The sequence below is a fragment of the Streptomyces roseicoloratus genome (assembly GCF_004117935.1).
GTDB classification, from domain to species: Bacteria; Actinomycetota; Actinomycetes; order Streptomycetales; family Streptomycetaceae; genus Streptomyces; species Streptomyces roseicoloratus.
The window spans coordinates 1-18585 of record NZ_SDOY01000111.1 but is presented as its reverse complement, the minus strand read 5'-3'; the positions used below and the strand labels follow the sequence as shown (position 1 = coordinate 18585).

The 18585-nt window shown below is 74.0% G+C and carries 19 protein-coding genes; 9 read left to right on the top strand and 10 right to left on the bottom strand.

The features are described from left to right. Window positions 1–83: 83 nt before the first annotated feature. Window positions 84–1268, top strand: a complete 1185-nt coding sequence (locus tag ESG85_RS13185; RefSeq protein WP_128978784.1) for a 4-hydroxybenzoate 3-monooxygenase — start codon at window positions 84–86, stop codon at window positions 1266–1268. On the opposite strand, the gene ESG85_RS13180 is transcribed toward ESG85_RS13185, so the two are convergent. Continuing rightward, window positions 1241–2191 (bottom strand): tellurite resistance/C4-dicarboxylate transporter family protein, encoded by a 951-nt coding sequence (locus ESG85_RS13180; RefSeq protein WP_246094982.1) that lies wholly within the window; start codon window positions 2189–2191, stop codon window positions 1241–1243. The genes ESG85_RS13185 and ESG85_RS13180 overlap by 28 nt on opposite strands. Before the next feature lie 322 nt (window positions 2192–2513). Then, a complete protein-coding gene (locus ESG85_RS13175) occupies window positions 2514–3332 on the bottom strand; it encodes a LysR family transcriptional regulator substrate-binding protein (protein WP_128978845.1) in 819 nt (272 codons plus the stop codon). 253 nt (window positions 3333–3585) lie between these two features. Between ESG85_RS13175 and ESG85_RS13170 the strand changes: the two genes are divergently transcribed. From ESG85_RS13170 to ESG85_RS13160, 3 genes are all read left to right on the top strand, one after another. After that, window positions 3586–3987, top strand: coding sequence for a DUF5997 family protein (locus ESG85_RS13170; RefSeq protein WP_128978780.1), 402 nt, complete (start codon window positions 3586–3588; stop codon window positions 3985–3987). 181 nt (window positions 3988–4168) lie between these two features. After that, a complete protein-coding gene (locus ESG85_RS13165; RefSeq protein ID WP_128978778.1) occupies window positions 4169–5284 on the top strand; it encodes a phosphotransferase in 1116 nt (371 codons plus the stop codon). Window positions 5285–5370: 86 nt separating this feature from the next. Further along, window positions 5371–5949 carry a DinB family protein gene (locus ESG85_RS13160; RefSeq protein ID WP_128978776.1) on the top strand — a complete coding sequence of 193 codons (579 nt, stop codon included), beginning with the start codon at window positions 5371–5373 and terminating at the stop codon, window positions 5947–5949. 49 nt (window positions 5950–5998) lie between these two features. Here the strand turns inward: ESG85_RS13160 and ESG85_RS13155 are convergent, their stop codons facing one another. Further along, on the bottom strand, window positions 5999–6334 hold the full coding sequence (locus ESG85_RS13155) for a hypothetical protein (protein ID WP_128978774.1): 336 nt from the start codon (window positions 6332–6334) through the stop codon (window positions 5999–6001). Window positions 6335–6339: 5 nt separating this feature from the next. Further along, window positions 6340–6639 (bottom strand): LysR substrate-binding domain-containing protein, encoded by a 300-nt coding sequence (locus ESG85_RS13150; protein ID WP_246094981.1) that lies wholly within the window; start codon window positions 6637–6639, stop codon window positions 6340–6342. A 379-nt stretch (window positions 6640–7018) separates the two neighbouring features. On the opposite strand from ESG85_RS13150, the gene ESG85_RS36915 reads away from it, so the two are divergent. From ESG85_RS36915 to ESG85_RS13130, 4 genes are all read left to right on the top strand, one after another. Further along, window positions 7019–7180 (top strand): hypothetical protein, encoded by a 162-nt coding sequence (locus ESG85_RS36915; protein ID WP_374050372.1) that lies wholly within the window; start codon window positions 7019–7021, stop codon window positions 7178–7180. Beyond that, window positions 7177–7566 carry a RidA family protein gene (locus ESG85_RS13140; RefSeq protein ID WP_128978770.1) on the top strand — a complete coding sequence of 130 codons (390 nt, stop codon included), beginning with the start codon at window positions 7177–7179 and terminating at the stop codon, window positions 7564–7566. The genes ESG85_RS36915 and ESG85_RS13140 overlap by 4 nt, the downstream gene beginning before the upstream one ends. Window positions 7567–7990: 424 nt before the next feature. Then, a complete protein-coding gene (locus ESG85_RS13135) occupies window positions 7991–9742 on the top strand; it encodes a S8 family peptidase (RefSeq protein WP_128978843.1) in 1752 nt (583 codons plus the stop codon). A gap of 190 nt (window positions 9743–9932) precedes the next feature. Then, window positions 9933–11408, top strand: a complete 1476-nt coding sequence (locus ESG85_RS13130) for a M48 family metallopeptidase (protein ID WP_128978768.1) — start codon at window positions 9933–9935, stop codon at window positions 11406–11408. Between the two features lie 47 nt (window positions 11409–11455). Here ESG85_RS13130 and ESG85_RS13125 read toward each other — a convergent pair whose 3' ends face one another. The 4 genes from ESG85_RS13125 to ESG85_RS13110 all read right to left on the bottom strand — a co-directional run bounded on the left by ESG85_RS13125 (window position 11456) and on the right by ESG85_RS13110 (window position 14510). Then, a complete protein-coding gene (locus tag ESG85_RS13125; protein WP_128978766.1) occupies window positions 11456–11656 on the bottom strand; it encodes a ferredoxin in 201 nt (66 codons plus the stop codon). A 10-nt stretch (window positions 11657–11666) separates the two neighbouring features. Next, on the bottom strand, window positions 11667–12857 hold the full coding sequence (locus ESG85_RS13120) for a cytochrome P450 (RefSeq protein ID WP_128978764.1): 1191 nt from the start codon (window positions 12855–12857) through the stop codon (window positions 11667–11669). Between the two features lie 296 nt (window positions 12858–13153). Continuing rightward, entirely contained in the window at window positions 13154–13633 is a 480-nt protein-coding gene (locus ESG85_RS13115; RefSeq protein WP_128978762.1) for an iron chaperone, read from the bottom strand. 190 nt (window positions 13634–13823) lie between these two features. Continuing rightward, window positions 13824–14510: a class I SAM-dependent methyltransferase gene (locus tag ESG85_RS13110; RefSeq protein ID WP_128978760.1), complete on the bottom strand. Its 687-nt coding sequence runs from the start codon at window positions 14508–14510 to the stop codon at window positions 13824–13826. 341 nt (window positions 14511–14851) lie between these two features. On the opposite strand from ESG85_RS13110, the gene ESG85_RS13105 reads away from it, so the two are divergent. After that, a complete protein-coding gene (locus ESG85_RS13105) occupies window positions 14852–15955 on the top strand; it encodes a chitinase (protein WP_128978758.1) in 1104 nt (367 codons plus the stop codon). Window positions 15956–15997: 42 nt separating this feature from the next. Here ESG85_RS13105 and ESG85_RS13100 read toward each other — a convergent pair whose 3' ends face one another. Continuing rightward, a complete protein-coding gene (locus ESG85_RS13100) occupies window positions 15998–17605 on the bottom strand; it encodes a mucoidy inhibitor MuiA family protein (protein WP_128978756.1) in 1608 nt (535 codons plus the stop codon). Window positions 17606–17612: 7 nt separating this feature from the next. Further along, window positions 17613–18585 (bottom strand): DUF4139 domain-containing protein (locus ESG85_RS13095; protein ID WP_128978754.1); only part of this gene is annotated, 973 nt, incomplete at its 5' end.

The following is an 18585-nucleotide window of genomic DNA, read 5'->3' as shown; positions in this document are numbered from 1 at the left end:
TTCACTATGCGAACAACGAGGCGGCCTTCCTGTTCTGCGCCGGCCCCGCACCTGTCCTGACGTTCGACGCGACGAGGAGACCCATGCACACCACCGTCGGCATCATCGGAGCAGGCCCCTCCGGCCTGCTCCTGGCCCGACTCCTGCACCAGGCGGGCATCGACAGCGTCGTCCTGGAGAGCCGCGACCGCTCCTACGTCGAACGGCGCCAACGGGCCGGCATCCTCGAACAGGCCACCGTCGACGCCCTCCGCGCCGCCGGCGCGGGCGCCCGCCTGGACGCCGAGGGACTCCCGCACGACGGCATCGAACTGCGCCACGACGGCCGCGCCACCCGCATCGACTTCCCCGCCCTCACCGGCGGCCGGCGCGTCTGGGTCTACGCCCAGACCGAGGTCGTCAAGGACCTCGTCGCCCTCCAGCTCGCCGAGGGCGGCCCGCTGCACTTCGAGGCCGAGGTCACCGCCGTCGAGGGCGCCGACACCGACCGCCCCCGCGTCCACTACCGCCACGAGGGGCGCGAGAAGACCCTCACCTGCGACTACGTCGTCGGCTGCGACGGCTACCACGGCGTCACCCGGCACGCCGTCCCCGAGAGCGAGCGGCGCACCTTCGAGCGGACCTACCCCTACTCCTGGCTCGGCATCCTCGCCGAGGCCCCGCCGGCGTACGACGAGCTGATCTACGCCCACTCCGAGCGCGGCTTCGCCCTCGCCAGCATGCGCTCGCCGTCCGTCAGCCGCCTCTACCTCCAGGTCCCGAACGGCACCGACCCGGCCGACTGGCCCGACGAGCGCGTCTGGGACGAGCTCGACGCCCGCCTCGCACTGACCGCCGACCCCGGCCGGCGCCTGATCCGCGGCCCCGTCACCCAGAAGTCCGTCCTGCCCATGCGCAGCTCCGTCACCGAGCCCATGCGCCACGGCCGGGTCTTCCTGGCCGGGGACGCGGCGCACATCGTCCCGCCGACCGGCGCGAAGGGCCTCAACCTGGCCGCCGCCGACGTCATCGTCCTCGCCCGGGCCTTCGCCCACCACGCGAAGACCGGCTCGACCGAGCTCCTCGACGGCTACTCCGACACCTGCCTGCGCCGGGTCTGGCGGGCCGAGCACTTCTCGTACGCCATGACCACGACCCTGCACACCGACCCGGCCCAGTCGCCCTTCGACACCCGGCTGCAGCAGTCCCAGCTCGACCGGATAGCCACCTCCCCGCACGCCGCCGCCGAACTCGCCGAGAACTACACCGGTCTCCCGCTCGACGTCTGAGCGGACGTCCGCGCACCCGCCGCCCGCCGTGCCAGGCCGTACGCGGTGAGCAGCCAGGCCGCGGCGGCGATCCCCAGCAGCACCCGCCCCGGCGGTCCCGGCCACCCCGCCTCCGTCGCGGTCGCCACGGCCAGACAGGCGACGGCCGTCATCCCCATCGGGAACACGGTCGCCCAGCGGCGCACGTCGTAGCCGAGGCGGGGCCGGACCGCCTCACCGGCGAGCAGCACCCCGTACCAGACCAGGGACAGGCCGAGCAGCACCAGGGAGACCGTCCGCAGGACGCCACCCGTGCCGAGGACGTCGCCGGACTCCGCGAGCTTCGCGCCCGCGAGCGCCGACAGGGACAGCGCGCCGCCCGCCACCCACTGGTCGCCCGCGCCCGTCACGACCTGCCGGAAGTCGAACCGGGCCAGCGCGTCCCCGTACAGCACGAGCCCGAGCGCGAACAGCACCAGACCCGCCCAGGCGAACCCGCGGCCGTAGCGCGGCGCGAGCGTCCCCGCGACCACCACGAGCGCCTCGGTCGCCACACAGATCAGGAACACCCCGCCCGGCATCCGCCGCCCCAGATGCCGGAGCACCACCGGGAGCAGCGCCACCCACGCGACGGCGGCGATCCCCAGCAGCACGATCCCCGCCGGCCCCCACCCCAGGAGCGCGCACCGCACCCCCAGCACGCACGTCGCCGCCACGGCCGTCAGCGCCGGCGGAGTGTCCGCCTGCGCCTCCCAGCCGCGCCGGTCGGACAGGAACAGGGCCGTGACATCACCGGCGAGCACCAGCCACAGGGCCCAGGCGAGACCGAACGCCACCAGCGACACGACCTCGAGCCCGACGAGATACAGGCCGATGGAGAGGACACCCGTCGCCATGACCGCCGCCCCGGCGACCGGCGGCAGCACCGCCCACCAGGGGGCCACGCCCCGCGAGGGAGCCGCCGTCCAGCGGGGGATCACCGTCCACCGGTGAACCGCCGTCCAGCGGGGGAGCACCGTCCACCGGTGAACCGCTGTCCACGGTTGGAGCACCGTCCGTCGGCGGCCGGCTCGATCGTCCATGCCCTCATCCCAGCGCCGGGCCTGCGCGCCCGCCACCGGACGGCCTCGACCGCGGGCTCGACCCCGGCTTCGGACTGGGTCTCGGGCTGGGCCTCGGGCTGGGCCTCGATCTCGGCCTCGGGCCCGGAACCGGCCTCGGGCCTGGAACCCGGCCTCCGGCCCGGAACCGGCCTCGGGCCTGGGCTCAGCGTCCGCGGCGCGGCTTGCCGGAGCCGCCGGAGCGCGATCCCTTGGGTGCGCCGCCGGACCTGCGCGGGCCGCCACCGGTGGCCTGCCGCTTCTGTCCGGCCGCCTTCTGCCCCTGCTTCTGTCCCTGCCGGGGCTGCTGCTTCTGCTGCCGGCCCTTCGGCTGCGCGGCCCGGTCGGCCTTCGCTTCCTTCGCTTCCTTCGCTTCCTTCGACGTCTTCGACGCCTTCTCGTCGGGCCTCCGCCCGCGCGAACTGTTCACGGTCCGCCCGCGCACGATCCCGATGAAGTCCTCCACCAGATCGGTGGTGGCCTCCTCCGGCCAGGACAGCGCGACCTGCGACTGCGGCGTGTCCGTGATCGTCCGGTAGGTGAGGTCCTTGCGGTGGTGGAGACGCGCCAGCGACTGCGGCACGATCAGCAGGCCGATGCCGGCCGCCACCAGCTCGATCGCGTCCGCCGTCGTCGCCGGACGCTCGAACGCCGGCTGTCCTGGCGGGCGCTCCCAGTCCAGGGTGTCGTCGAGCGGATGCAGCACGATGTCGTCCGCGATGTCGTCGACGGTCACCTCGTTTGCGGCCGCCACCAGATGGTCCTTGGGACACACGACCACGGACGTCTCGGTGTACAGGGGGATGGCGCTGAACGTCGTACGGTCCACCGGCAGGCGCAGCAGGGCGGCGTCGGCGCCGTGCTCCCGCAGTGCCGCCTCCGCGTCCGCCGCGGTGACCTGGGTCAGGACGAGCGGTACGTCGGGGTGGCGCTCGTTCCAGATCCGCACCCACTTGCCGGGCGTCACACCGGGCACGTACGCCAGCCGGAACGACGGCGCTTCCGACGGGGCCGAGGCCGGGTCCTGGGCCGGTGATGCCGCCGCTCCGGACGGGAGGCCGGGGCCGTCAGCGGCACCCGGAACCGCTTCGCCGTCGGCGCCGGGACCGGAGCCGACGCCGGGGTCGAGGCCGAAGCCGGGGGCGGGAGCCGGGGAGGAGGATGCGTCCGAGCCTGTCACCAGGCCAGATTACCGGCCGTGGTCGGGGACCGCGTACCTGCCCGATACTCTTGTCAGCATGACGCAGCATCAGAACGCCCAGACCATGAAGCCCGCCACCGCGGCGAAGAAGCTGGGCGTCTACCTCGACGCCACCCCCGCCGATTTCCGTGAGGGTTCCGTCTCCCGCGCCGAGCTCAGCGCCCTCCAGGCCGATCCGCCGGAGTGGCTGAGCGAGCTCCGCCGCAACGGCCCGCACCCGCGCCCCGTCGTCGCGGCCAAGCTGGGCATCTCCATCTCCGGCCTCGCCCGCGGCGGCGTGACCGACGCCCTCACCACCGAGCAGATCGAGGCCCTGAAGGCCGAGAACCCGGAGTGGCTCCAGAAGGAGCGCGCCACCCAGGCGGAGGTCCGCAAGGAGAACGTCCGCATCAAGGAGATGCGCGCGGAGAAGGCGGCCCGCGCGGCGGACCGCGACTGATCCTGCCGTACGGGGCGGGGCGAGACCCGGCGGGCCGGCCGGGACCGTAGAGCGCCGGGGCCGAGGCGGATCTCAGGCCGCGGTCCGTGGGGACCGAGCCTGCTCGGCCGCCCTGGCGGCGCTCCGGACCGGCCCCTTAATTCGGGTGCGGTCGCCTCGCTCCCGGTGATGCAATCGCCGGATGCGGAGCGAGACCGAAACCGACGCCGAGACCGAAACCGACGCCGGGACCGAAACCGACGCCGGGACCGACCTCGGGCGCGGTGCGCGCCCCGACGCCGGGACGCACGAGCGGTCCGAGCCGCCCACGACCGTCGACCGCGGCCGCTTCGGCGACGCGGTCACGCCCTGGGAGGATCCGGTCTGGCGCCGGGCCGCGCTGGGCTGGGCCGGGCGCGAGCTCGCCCGGTACGGGCTGCGCGAGGCCGGGCCCCGCGAGGCGCGGATCAGGCCCTGGTCGATCCTCGTCCGTTTCCGCACCGGTGCCGGGGACGGCGACGCGGTCTGGTTCAAGGCGAGCGCCCCGGCCGCCGCGTTCGAGGCCGCACTCGGCGGCGCGCTCGCCGCATGGGTTCCCGGACACGTCATGACGCCACTCGCCGTCGACCCGCGGCGCGGCTGGTGCCTCCTGCCCGACGGCGGCCCGCTCTTCCGGGACGTCCTCGACCGCGGCGACGCGGGTCCGGCGGACTGGCTCGTGGCGGTCGGGCAGTACGCGCGGATGCAGCGCGCCCTCACCCCGTACGCCGACCGCATGACGGAGCTCGGCGTGCCCGGCGCGCGGACCCGGCAGCTGCCGGACATCTTCGACGGCCTCGTCGCGACCAACCCCACCCTCGCACCCGAGGCCCGGCAGGCCCTGCGCGCCCGGCGTCCGCTGCTGCTCGACTGGTGCGCCGAACTCGACGCGATCGGCCTTCCCGACTCGCTCGACCACTGCGACCTGCACGACGGCCAGGTCCTCGCACCGGGCGCGGGCCGCTACACTTTCTTCGACTGGGGCGACGCCGCCGTCGGGCATCCCTTCGCCAGCCTCCTCGTGCCGGCGCGGGACGTCCGCGAACGGTACGGCCCCGAGACGGTGACGGCCGTCCGCGACGCGTACCTGGAGCCGTGGACGGACCTCGGCGTGCCGCTCCCGGACCTGCGGCGCGCCGCGACCCTCGCCGTCAGGCTGGCCGCGCTCTCGCGCGCCGTGTCGTGGTTCCGCCTCTTTCCCGGGTCCCCGGCGGCGGACTGCCACGAGGCGAGCGCCTTCTGGGTCGAGGAGCTGTTCGCCGCGCCCGACCTCTTCTGAACTCCTTCTTCCGGCAGGCGCATCGGCCTGCAGGAGGCGTTCGATATTCGATGGCGGAGGCGCGCGGGCCCCGCGAGGATGCGCGCATGGCAGCAACCGAGCAGACCGGCGCAGCAGCGGTGACCCGTTGGACGCCGTCGACCGTCGAACCCGACATGTGGGTCGACCCGGACGACGACCCGCGCGAGACGGAGGAGGAGATCGTCGGCGAACGCGGCACGCTGGCCGACGGCCTGCGCTACTTCCGGCTCACCTTCGAGATGAAGTGCGCGGGCCTGGACGCGGAACAGATGGCCCGGCGCTCGGTGCCGCCCTCCACGATGTCGCTGCTCGGCCTGCTGCGTCACCTCGCTGAGGACGAGCGGCACCTGCGCCGGATGGCAGGCGAGGAGCTGCCCCGGATCTACCGCACGGCCGAGGACCGGGACGCCGACTGGAACGGCGCGGTGGCCGACCCGGAGGTCGTCGCGGAGGCGTGGAGCCGCTGGCGCGCCGAGTGCGAGGTGACGGACCGCTTCCTCGCCGGTTTCCCGGACCCGGGGGTCCGGCCCGCCGGGGACGCGCAGCTCCGCGACATCGTGGTGGCTCAGATCGCCGAGTACGCACGACACTGCGGCCACGCGGACCTGCTGCGGGAACGCATCGACGGCCGCGTGGGCCAGTGAGGACCGGCTCCTGACCGCATCACTCGCGGACGTCCGACGCCGTGGCGGCTCACTTGTCCCACGTGCGGTCGAGGTGAGCGACCAGGTCGGCTTCCTTGCGCAGCAGCGCCTCCCGCCGACCGGCGGGAAGGCCCGCCAGGCGGTCGACGAGCGCCCGCTCGCGCGGGACGTACACGGTGTTCGCGGCGAAGACCCGGCACGCGGAGCACCACGCGAAGCCGATGCACCGCTCGTACGAGCGGGACTCCGGTGGGTGCTGCCGGTACCGGTAGGCGCGGATCGTCGTCCCGCAGTCGGCGCAGGCCCGCCGGGCACCGTCGAGGGTGCTCTGCAAGGGGCCTTTGAGCCAACGGTACGTGTCGTACGGGCGTCGGTTCAGGTGCATGCGGATCATCCTGTACCCGATCCGGGCCCGCGGCCCAGGCCTTCCGGTACGGACTCCCGTAGCGCGCGGGTCAGCGCCGCGATCGCCGGGTGGGGTCCGGCGCCGCCGCGGAAGGCGACGCGGGTCCGGCGGATCAGCGGAAGGGCGGTGAGGCGCACCCCGGGCGGCGGGTCCGAGACACCCGACTGCGGTACCACCGCCACTCCTTGACCGGCCGCGACGAAGGCCGGCACCGTCGTGAACCCGTCCACCTGATGCCGCACCCGCGGCACGAACCCGACGGCCCGGCAGACCTGTTCGGTCACCGCCCGGCAGAGTGTTTCCGGCCCGGGCATGATCCACGGCGCGTCCCGCCGGCGTGCGAGCTCGTCGAGCCCGTCCGGGCGCCTGCCGAACTCATCCGGTCCGTCCGACCGCAGGCCGTACTCGTCGAGCCCGTCCGGCCGTGTGCCGTCCCCGGTGCCGATGGCCCGAGGTGCGCGCCGCGCTGGTCACCGTCCCCGCCTTCGTCCGGCCCTCGCCGGACGGCGTGGTCGCCCACTTCGCGGCGCTCGCCGCCGAGAGCGCCGTTCCGCTGATCGTCCATCACATCCCGTACCGCACCGGCCGGCCCGGCTCTCCGCGCTCCTCTTCGCCGAGCCCAACCCGGCGGTCGTCAGGGGAGTCCTCCACGCCCAGGGACGCATGCCGACCCCTGACGTACGGCCGCCGCTGCTGCCGGCTTCCGCGGAGTCGGTGACGGCGGTGACGGCGGCACTGAAGGAACTCGACGCCCTGACCGGGGCGGTCGGTGCCGCTGACGCCATGGACGCGATCGGTGGACAGCCTCTAGCGTGCGGCGCATGACGGAGAGACGTGCGATCCTCAGCGGGTCGACCTTCGAGGAACAGATCGGCTACGCCCGCGCCGTGGTGGACGGCGACCAGGTTCACGTGTCCGGGACGACCGGCTTCGACTACACCACCATGACGATCTCCGACGACGTGGTGGAGCAGGCCGAGCAGTGCCTGCGCAACATCGAGGCCGCGCTCGGCGAGGCGGGTTGCAGCTTCGCCGACGTCGTGCGGGTGCGCTACATGCTGCCCGACCGCGAGGACTTCCCGCCCTGCTGGCCGGTCCTGCGCCGCTGCTTCGGAGACGTACGGCCGGCCGCCACGATGCTCGTGTGCGGGCTCGCCGACCCCCGCATGAGGATCGAGATCGAGGTGTACGCGCGGCGGCCCGCCGCATAGCCGACCGCATACGGCAGCCCCCGCGCGGCGGCCCGCCGTGTAGCGCGGCCTCATACGACGGCCCGCGGCCCGCGGCCCGCGGCCCGCGGCCCGCGGCCCGCGGCCGCCGCGCCGCGAGCCGGTCGGTATGTCCCGACCGTTCTCGTTGGTCCCGGACGTGGCATGCCGTCAGATCAACAATGGGTAACGGAAAGGGATATGCCGGGCAGAATCCTTTCTTCCGCTACCGGCCTCTGGGATCTTGCGTCCACCCCACACCACACACGGTCCGGCCGGCGCCACCCGCGCCTCCGGGCCATCGGAGGACGCATTGTTTTCCCAGATATCGAGTCGGCTGAGACTCCCGGTCGCGATCGCCGTCGTCGTCGGCGCCACCGTGGCCATCGCCGCCCCCGCCCAGGCCGACGGCCGGGCCGCGAACGGCATCGAGCCCCAGGGCAGCGCGCAGACCGAGGGCCGGGCCGCCACGGGCGCCCGTACCCAGGCCACCACCGGAGCGAAGGCCGCCCAGGCCCCCGCCAAGGCCGCCGCGGCCTGGGCCGCCGGCACCCGCGCGTACCTCGTCATCACGACGCCCGGTGACACCACCGCCGTACGCTCGGCCGTCACCGCCAACGGCGGCACCGTCTTCGCCTCCTACGACGCCATCGGCGTCGTCGTCGCGCACTCCACCTCCGCCTCCTTCGCCGCCACGATGCGCGGCGTCTCCGGCGTCCAGCAGGTCGGCGCGACCCGTACCTCCGACGTGCCCTCCGACGCGTACAACCCGGCGCTGCCCGCCAACCCGTCGCAGTCGACCACGACGCTGAACGAGTCCAACCGCTGGGACATGACCCAGATCAAGGCCGACCAGGCCTGGGCCGTCACCACCGGCTCCGCCACCGTCAAGGTCGGCATCCTGGACACCGGCGTCGACGACCAGCACCAGGACATCGCGCCCAACTTCAACGCCGCCGACTCCGTCTCCTGCGCCTACGGCAAGGCGGACACCCGCGCCGGAGCCTGGCGTGACGTCGGCACCCACGGCACGCACGTCGCCGGCACCGTCGCCGCGGCCAAGAACGGCAAGGGCGTGATCGGCGTCGCCCCCGGCGTCAAGATCTCCTCCGTGCGCATCGCCGAGCCCACCAGCAGCCTGTTTTTCGCGGAGAACACCATCTGCGGCTTCATGTGGGCGGGTGACCACGGCTTCAAGGTCACCAACAACAGCTATTACACCGACCCGTGGCAGTTCAACTGCCCGGACAACGTCGACCAGGCCGCCATCATCGAGGGCGTCCGCCGCGCCCAGGCCTACGCCGAGTCGAAGGGCTCGCTCCAGGTCGCCGCGGCCGGCAACGCGAACTACGACCTGGCCAACAAGACGACCGACAGCGAGAGCCCCAACGACTCCACGCCGGTCACCCGCACCATCACCAACGCCTGCATCGACATCCCGACCGAACTCCCGGGCGTCGTGACGGTCTCCGCCCAGGCCAACGGCGGCGCGAAGGCCTCGTACTCCAACTTCGGCAACGGCGTCATCGACGTCACCGCCCCCGGCGGCGACGGCGCCACGGGCGTCTACTCGACGCTGCCCGGCGGCAAGTACGGCTCCAAGAGCGGTACGTCGATGGCCTCCCCGCACGTGGCCGGCGTCGCCGCGCTCATCGCCAGCACCAACCCGGCGTACACCCCGGCGGACATCCGCAACGCGCTCGCGACCCAGGCCACCGACAAGGCCTGCCCGTCCGACAGCCGTTGCACCGGCACCACGACGAAGAACGGCTTCTTCGGCGAGGGCCAGGTCGACGCCCTGAAGGCGGTCAGCGGCACCACCCAGCCGCCCACCGGCACGTACTTCGAGAACCTCACCGACGTCACCATCAGGGACAAGGCGACCGTCGAGAGCGCCATCACCGTCGCCGGCGTCACCGGCAACGCCCCGGCGACCCTCAAGGTCGGCGTCGACATCAAGCACACCTACCGGGGTGACCTCGTGCTCTCGCTCGTCGCGCCGGACGGCACCGTGTACCTGCTGGAGGACTTCCCCAACAGCGACAGCACGGACAACGTGCTGAAGACCTACACGGTCAACGCCTCCGCCGAGACGGCGAACGGGACGTGGAAGCTGCGCGTCCAGGACCTCGCGAACCAGGACACGGGTCGCGTCGACGCCTGGAACCTCACCTTCTGACACCACGCGCCCACGGCACGGACGAGCCCCCGGGAGACCCCTCCCGGGGGCTCGTCCGTGCCGGCAGGAGCACGCGCTTTCTCCGGTGAGGCCTCGGGCCTGGTCAGGTAGGGTGCGCGCAGATCCAGAGCGACAAGGGGCGGGAACACCGGTGGGGACGACAAGCGGAAGACCGGCGGCGGCCACGGCGGTGAGCGGCGAGACGGCCTCGGGAGGGGGCGGGACGGCGGCCGTCGAACGGTGTGGAGCGGCGGCCACGGAAGGCGGCGCCGCGCCGGCCCCCGCGGCGGTCGGCACGGGCGCGCCGGACGCCGCCGGTGAGCGGGCGACGGAGACGTGCCCCGACTGCGGACGGCCCGTTCCCGTCGATCCGCGCTTCGTCACCTGGTGCGCCGCCTGCGACTGGAACGTCGACCCCGCCGGCGATGACGACGGCGACACCGGTGCCGACCCGCGAACCGACCGCGTCGAGCGGCTGCGGCGGGCCATGGCGCACCGGTACGGTGAGCAGCTCTTCGACGACCTCGTGCGGGAGCCGGTCTCCGCGACCGGCGGCACGCCGCCGCGGCACCGCGCCGCCGGCGGGCCGGCCACCGTTCTAGCCAACGCCCTGGCCCTGGCCGTCCACGCGCTGACCTCCGCCCTGGCGCTGCTGGGCCTCTGGCTCCTCATCGCCCGATGGGGCGAAGGCGCCCAACCCTACGCCGGCGGGCTGCTGCTCGCGCTCGCCTTCCTCCTGCGGCCCCGGTTCGGCCGCCCGGACGGGCCGGAGTCCGAACTGCCCCGGCTCGAACGGACCGACGCTCCCCGGTTCTTCGGCCTCCTCGACGAGATCGCGGGCGCGGTCGGGACCAGGGGCGTGGACGTCGTGGAACTCGACGCCGACGTGAACGCCAGCGTGGTCACGTACGGCATCCGGCAACGCCGGGTGCTGCGCCTCGGCATGCCCCTGTGGGCCGTCCTCACCCCTCAGGAGAAGGTCGCGCTCCTCGGGCACGAGTTCGGCCACTACGCGCACGGCGACACCCGGCACTCCCTCCTGTTCGGGAGCGCGCTGAACTCCCTCACCACCTGGCTGTACATGCTCGTGCCGAGCGCGGGCCGCTCCCTCCTGGACATGTTCACGAACCTGCTCACCGCGATCCCGCGCTGGGGCGTGTACGGCCTGATCCTGCTCCTGGACCAGGCGACGCTGCGGGCCTCGCAGCGCGCCGAGTACCTCGCCGACGCCGCCGCCGCCCGGATCGCCGGCCGGGACGCCGCGGTCGGGCTGATGGAACGGCTCCTCGCGTCGCGCAGCGCCGAGGCGGCGCCGTACCGCGAGATCGTCGCCGCCCGCACGCGCTCCGGCGGTCCCGCCCGCCGCGGTACGCCGGCCGGCCGGCCCGAGGAGGCGGCCGACGGCCTGTGGGAGCGCGTCGCGGCCGGGGTCCGCGGGGTCCCCGCCCACGAGTACGAGCGTCTGCGCCGCGCCGCCGAACGGCGTGGTCACCGCGTCGACGCCACCCATCCGCCCACCCACCTGCGGATCCGTCACCTCGCCCGCACGGGGCGGCAGGAGCCGGTCGTCGAGCTCGGGCCGACACGGGCGACCGCCGTGGAAGCCGAGCTCGCGACGCCGGGCAGGACCGTGGCGCGGGTGCTCCTGCGCGACGGCGCCGCTTGATCGCGACCGCTGCCACCCGGCGGCACCCGCCTCCGATCGCCCGGCCGCTACGCCGTCACCTCCTCCACCGTGATGGCCCGTACGGGACAGGAGCGGGCGGCCTCGCGGACCAGCGGGCCGCCCGCGTCCGACGCACGGCCCGGGACGACCGTGCCGAAACCGTCGTCGTCCTGCGTGAAGACCTCGGGCGAGACCAGGGCGCACTGGCCGGCGCCGATGCAGACGTCCGTGTCGATCGAGATGCGCATCAGCGGTCCCTCACCACGCCACGGGGAGCTCGAGCATCCCCTGGATCGTGTCGCCCGGCTTGAACGGGATCTCCTCGGCGGGTGCCGCGAGCCGCAGTCCGGGCAGCCTGCGCAGCAGCGTCCCGAGCGCGATCTCCATCTCCGCGCGGGCGAGGTTCTGCCCCAGGCACTGGTGGATCCCGTAGCCGAACGCGAGGTGGTGCCGCGCCGAGCGCTTCCAGTCCAGGCTGTCCGGATCGGCGTAGGCCGCGGAGTCACGGTTGATCAGCGAGGTCGAGAACACCACGCCCTCGCCCGCCCGGATCACCACCCCGCCGACCTCGACGTCCTCGCGCGCCACCCGCAGCATCCCGTCCGCGATCGACAGGAACCGCAGCAGCTCCTCGACCGCACCCGGCAGGAGACCGGGATCGGCGCGCAGTTCCGCGAGGCGTTCGGGGTGGCGGAGCAGCGTGTACGTGCCGAGGGAGATCATGTTCGCCGTCGTCTCGTGCCCCGCGATCAGCAGGATGCTCGCCAGCTGCACCAGCTCGTCGCGGCCGGGCGTCCCGTCCCGCTGCTGCCGGGCGACGAGGTCGTCGAGGACGCCCTCGCCCCGTTCGGCGTGCTTGCCGTCGATCAGGTCGCCGAGATAGCCCTCGAGCCGGGCCAGCGCGTCCTCGGTGTCCTCGCTCGTCGGCCCGCGCAGCAGCCGCCGGGACTGCTCCTCGAAGAACTCGTGGTCCTCGTACGGCACGCCGAGCAGGTCGCAGATGACGATCGAGGGCACGGGCAGCGCGAACGCGCTCACCAGCTCCGCCGGCGGTCCCGACGCCTCCATGGCGTCGACCAGCCGGTCCACGGTCGCCTGGATGCGGGGCCTCAGGCCCTCGATGCGCTTGACGGTGAAGCTCGGGATCAGCATCCGCCGCTGGACGTTGTGCTCAGGGTCGTCCCAGCCCAGCAGGGCGGCGCGGCGCCGGGTGCGCACGGCGGCGACCCGCTCCGTCGGGATCGGGAAGGAGGGATGGGTCGAGTCGGTGGAGAGCCGCTGGTCGGCGAGGAGCGCGCGGGCGGCCTGGTGGCCGGAGACGAACCACACCTGCCGTCCGTCCCACAGGGTCACCCGGGACAAGGGGCGTTCGTCGCGGAGCGGGTCGTAGGCGGCGGGCGGGTGGTAGGGGCACGTACGGCTCTGAGGGAAGGCCACGGTTTCGGTCATGGGGGGGCCTCTCGGACGTTCGGTCGTCGATCGTTCCACTACATGCCTCAGGCATCTATCCGGTCTACGGGGAGTTCGGCCAAACCACCGGAACGGGTACATCCCTCCGTGGGGAGGGAAATCCGTTTCGTCCCGGCCGCCGCCGTCCTGCGCTCCGGCCATGTCAGCGTCCCTCCCGCGGCCTCTCGACCGGCCCTGCGCACAGCCCGCCGCGCGGTCCTTCGCCCCGTCGCGACCAGGGCGTGTGCCGAAAGGAGCGTCCCCTGCCGGGAGCCGGGCCCGCCACGGGGGCGTGATCAGTTCGCCGCGGTCTTGAGCAGCGTGGCGATCCGCTCCTCGACGGCCGGTCCGAGGCCGGTGACGGCGAACTCGGTCGCCCACATGACACCGTCGTCCAGGGCGGCCACGTCACTGAACCCCAGGGTGGCGTACCGGGCCTTGAACTTCGACGCCGGCTTGAAGAAGCACAGCACCTTGCCGTCCTTGGCGTAGGCGGGCATGCCGTACCAGAGCCGCGGCGCGAGCTCCGGCGCGACCTCCCCGACCAGCTCGTGCACCTTCTGGGCGAGGACGCGGTCGTCCTCCGGCATCTCCGCGATCTTGGCGACCACCTCGGCCTCTGACGCGGCCGCCTTCTCCGCGGCCGAACCGGCGCGCGAGGCCGCCCGCACCTCCTTGGCGCGCGCCTTCATCGCGCCGCGCTCCTCCTCGGTGAAGCCGTCGGCCGCGGCGTCGGTGGTCCTGGTGTCGCGCGTGGTCTTCCTGGCATCCGTCATGGCTCAACTGCTCCTTGCGTGGTGGGCATTGTGGGGTGCTGCTCGCTGATCTCCATGCTAGGGAGCACGTGCGTCCGAAGGCTTCTCCGAAACTGATCGGATGCGGATGCGGGTTCGGGTTCGGGTTCGGGCCCGAGGCCGGATGGGAGGGCAGGCCGGAGGCCCGGCGCGGATCACGGGCGGGGTGCCGTCAGCCGGGGAGGCGTACGGCCGTGCCGAGGATGTGGGTGGCGGCCGGGGAAGGGACGCGGGTCTCGGGGAACGGGAAGGTGTCGATCGAGGTGAGGGAGAAGCCCGCGGCCGTGATCGCGGCGCGCGTGTCGCGGCCGGTGTGACAGCCGCCCACCAGCAGGGGCCAGACGGTGGCGTCGAGGACGCGCTGGACGCGGCGCATGCCGGCGGACTCGGCACGCACGTGCTCGAAGAACCGGAGCTCGCCGCCGGGCCGCAGGACGCGGTGGAGCTCGGAGAGCGCGGCACCGGGATCGGACACCGAGCACAGGGTGAGACAGACGACGGCGGCGTCGTACGAGGCGGCCGGCACGGCCAGCTCCTCCGCGACGCCCGCGGTGACCTCCACCGGCACCGGTGCCGTACGGGCCGCCTGGCGGGCCAGCGCACGGAGCCGGGGTTCCGGCTCGACGGCGAGCACGTGCCGGACGCCCGGCGGGTAATGGCCGAAATTCAGCCCGTTCCCGGCTCCGACCTCGATGACGTCGCCCGTGAGCCCGGACAGCAGCCGCCGGCGGTGCTCGGCGACCCCGGCCTTGTCGAGGGCGGGCCCGGCAACCTTGGCGTAGAAGCGCGCGAAGACCGGGTGGGCCCGTGACCTGCCGGAATCGCCGTTCGGCCCGCTCGGCCGGCTCGGTCCGGTCATGTCGCCGCCTCCTCTGCCGTCACCTGACGCTCAGGTCCGACGCCTCACGGTAGACGGCGTCCGGGGCGAGATCCCGGCAGTGCCCGACGTACACGCCGACCGGCGTACCACTCGCGCCGAGCCGCGCCGCGCCGAGCCGCGCCGAGCCGAGCCGAGCCGCGCCGCGTTCCACGGGACACCGGCGGTGCGATGGCGAGGGGAGCGCAGTGCCCTGAACGGCCGCGTGCGGCACGGGTGTTGACGCTTGGTCTGGACCAATCTACGGTCGAAGGGGCCGCACGTGACGCCCCGCACTCGCCATGCTCAGGACCGATCATCCCCCCACGTCCCAAGGAGCACGCATGCCAGGTCACCGGATCGTCCACGCCCTCGGAGCGGGGCTCGCCACCCTGCTCGCCGCCGTCACCGCCCTCTCGGCCCCCGCCACCGCGGCCGGCGCCGGCCATGAACCCGCCACCACGGCCCGGGCCGCGGCCGGACCCGCCGCGGACACCTGTGCCCTCAAGCCCAGGCCCGCCGGCAAGGTGCTCCAGGGCTACTGGGAGAACTGGGACGGCGCCGCCAACGGCGTCCACCCACCCTTCGGCTGGGCGCCCATCGACGACCCGCGCTTCGCCGCCCACGGCTACAACGTCATCAACACCGCCTTCCCCGTCATCCGCTCCGACGGCACGGTGCTCTGGGAGGACGGCATGGACAGCACCGTCCGCGTCCCCACCCCCGCCGAGATGTGCCGCGCCAAGGCCGCGGGAGCCACCGTCCTCATGTCCATCGGCGGCGCCGCCGCCGGAATCGACCTCGGCTCCCGGGCCGTCGCCGACCGCTTCGTCGAGACGATCGTGCCGATCCTGAAGACGTACAACTTCGACGGCATCGACATCGACATCGAGACCGGCCTCGTCGGCAGCGGCAGCATCGGCACCCTGTCCGCCTCGCAGGCCAACCTCGTCCGCATCATCGACGGCGTCCTCGCCCGCATGCCCGCCGGCTTCGGCCTCACGATGGCTCCGGAGACGGCGTACGTCACGGGCGGCAGCATCGCCTACGGCTCGATCTGGGGCGCCTACCTCCCGATCATCAAGAAGTACGCGGACAACGGCCGCCTGTGGTGGCTCAACATGCAGTACTACAACGGCAGCATGTACGGCTGCTCCGGCGACTCCTATTCCGCCGGCACCGTCGCCGGCTTCGTCGCCCAGACCGACTGCCTGAACCGCGGCCTGGTCGTCCAGGGCACCACCATCCGCGTGCCGTACGACAAGCAGGTCCCCGGCCTCCCCGCGCAGCCCGGCGCGGGCGGCGGCCACCTGACCCCGTCCGCCGTCGCCCAGGCCTGGAACCACTACGGCGGCGCCCTCAAGGGCCTGATGACCTGGTCGGCCAACTGGGACGGCTCGAGGAACTGGACCTTCGGCGACAACGTCAAGGCGCTCCAGGGACGCTGAGCCGGCAGCGCCCGGCGCGCCCCGGCGCAAGCCCTCCGCGCGTCAGACGCCGACCACCGAGCCCTTCGCGGTGATCTCGTACACCAGCGTGATCGTGCGCCGGCCGCCGGGAGCGAGCGGCACGTCCCAGCGGACGATGCCGTCCGCGTCCAGGGCGTCCGGCGCGGGGGAGGAGGCCTCCTTGCGGAGCCGTACCTGGACCGCCGACACCTCCGAGACGGGTATCCGCTCGCGGACGGCGACCACGCGCTCGCTCCGCTCGCCGGGCGCGGAGAAGCGCGACAGATGGAGCCGCACGGTACGGGTGACCACGGTCCGCTGGGCGAGCGCCGTCGTGTCGCGGGTCTCCTCGGTCCTGCGGACCACCCGGAGGTCGTCCCGGCTGCCGAAGGCCAGCTCGACGGGCGCACCCGGCGCCGTGAAGTCCAGCGTGCCCCGTCCGACGAAGCCGCCACCCCGGATCAGGTCCACCGGTCCGGCCAGCAGCGCGTGCCCGGACCGGTTGTCGAACCCCACCACCTGCGTGACCAGCGGCGACAGCTCGGGCGCGCACGCGTACTCGCTGCGCGTCGGGGCGGTGAACACCGACAGTGGCACCCGGTGCGCGCGCCCGTCGCCGGGGACGCGTACCGGCGCCGGGGCGGTCAGCACACGGGCCTCGCCGCCGTCGTCGACGCCCGGCAGCCCGAGCACGGGCAGCGGGCCCAGCGCGGAGGTCTCCTCCTCGCGCAGCTCGACGGCGATCGTCCGGCGCTCCTCCGCCGAACGGTCCTTGAGCGTCAGCCGGTCCTCGGTCAGCCGGGGCGGCTCGGTGGCCAGCGAGGACCTGGCGGTGGACAGCGTCAGCCGTACGTCCGACCAGTCCTCGCCGGTGCGCTGCCACACCACGGCCTCGGTCTCCAGCGTCAGGGCGTCCCCGTCGAGCACGGCACGGTAGGCGGGCCGCCACAGGGCGCACGGGGTGAGATGCCCGAGACGCAGCCGCGCCGGACCGGCGACGGCGGACTCCACCGTCAGCTCGACGTGACCGACCAGCTCGGCGGGCTCCTCCTCCGAGTCGCCCAGGCCGTGCTCGACCTGGGCGAGTTCCGTGGCGACGGCCGACAACCGGGCCTCCACGGCGCGGAGTTCCTCACCGTGGGTCTCGCGCTCGGCGTCCACCCGGTCGAGCTCGCGGGCCCAGCGCCGCCGGTCGGTCTCCCCGGCTCCGGCGCCCTCGCCGATCTCCCGCAGCAGGTCGGCGGCGAGCCGGGCGAGCAGATCGAGCCGGGTCTTCAGCCGGTCCCGGCGCCGCTCCCCGTCCGCGAGCTCCTCCTCGAGCGCATGGGCGCGCCGGCGCAGCGCGGAGTCGTCCGCGGAGGGACCCGGCGCGGACGGCCGCCGACCGCGGACCAGCCGTACGTCGAGCACGCTCGCGGGATGATCGGCCGTCAGCTCGGCGTGCAGCGTGCGGTCGACGGCCAGCGCGCTGACCGGCCCGAGCCGCAGCCGCCGGACGCCCGCCTCCAGCTGGAGCACGGCGGTGCGCTCCACGTGGGCACGGTCCTCCAGACAGGTGACGGCGGTGACGGGGAGCGGGAGCGGCGGGGCCGCCGACGGCCCGGCGGCGGGCGTGTCCGGGATTCCGGTGTTCTTCGGGACCGTGGTCATGGGTGTGTCAGCTCCTGCGGTTGCCGTCGACCAGGGCCTTGCCGGCCGGGATGCGGATCTCGTAGCCGCCGTCGAGGACGACGGTGCCGCCGGCGGGCAGGGCGACCCGCCAGACGCGGGTGCCGGCGGCATGCTGCTCCGCCCCCTCCGGTCCCCCGACACCTTCCGGACCGTGCGGCCCGGAGGCGTCCGTCCCGCCACCGTCCCCGGGCGTCGTCCAGTCGGCCCGCTCCTCGATCCTGACGTCCGACTCGGAGGTGACCGGCACCCGCTCGCGCACCTCGACGGTGACGGGGCGGGCCAGCGTGTTGGCCAGCTCGACGTGGACGCGGTGGTCGAGCACGGTGGTGCCGCCGCGCAGACCCGCCGTCGATTCGTGGAGGTTGGTGCGCCGGGTGACCCGGATGCCCTCGGCCGGTCCGAGACCCACGCGCCGCACCGCACCGGGGGCGAGCGTCGGCAGCCCGGTGGTCAGCAGGAACTCGTCGTCGACGACGACCTCCACGGGGCCTGCGAGCAGCGCCCGGTCGGAGGCGTTGGACAGCACCAGCGTCGCGTAGACGGTCTGCTCCACGGACGGCACGGTCAGGTACTCGGTGCGCAGACCGACCGCGACCTCCCCGACGGTGATGGTGTGCCAGGTGCCGTCCGAGGGGATGTCGGCGCGCGCCCCCGCGTCGAAGCGGTGGTCGAAGGAACCGGCCGACTCCCGCGGCCGTACGGCATGCCGGGGCAGCGGCAGCGCGGCGACCGTCTCGGCGAGACGCCGGTGCCGGGCGGCCCCGGCGTCGGACGGCGCGCCCGGGAACAGCCGGCCACGCCGCTCGCTCCGCTCGTCCGCACCGCACAGCACGAGGCCGGCGTAGTCGAGTTCGTCGCCGCTCGGCCGGGGCGGACCCGCCACCGGTTCCGGAGGCGCGGGCGGCGGGACGGCCCCGCCGGGCGGAGGCGGCGGGGGCGGGGCCGCGCCGGGTGCGGCG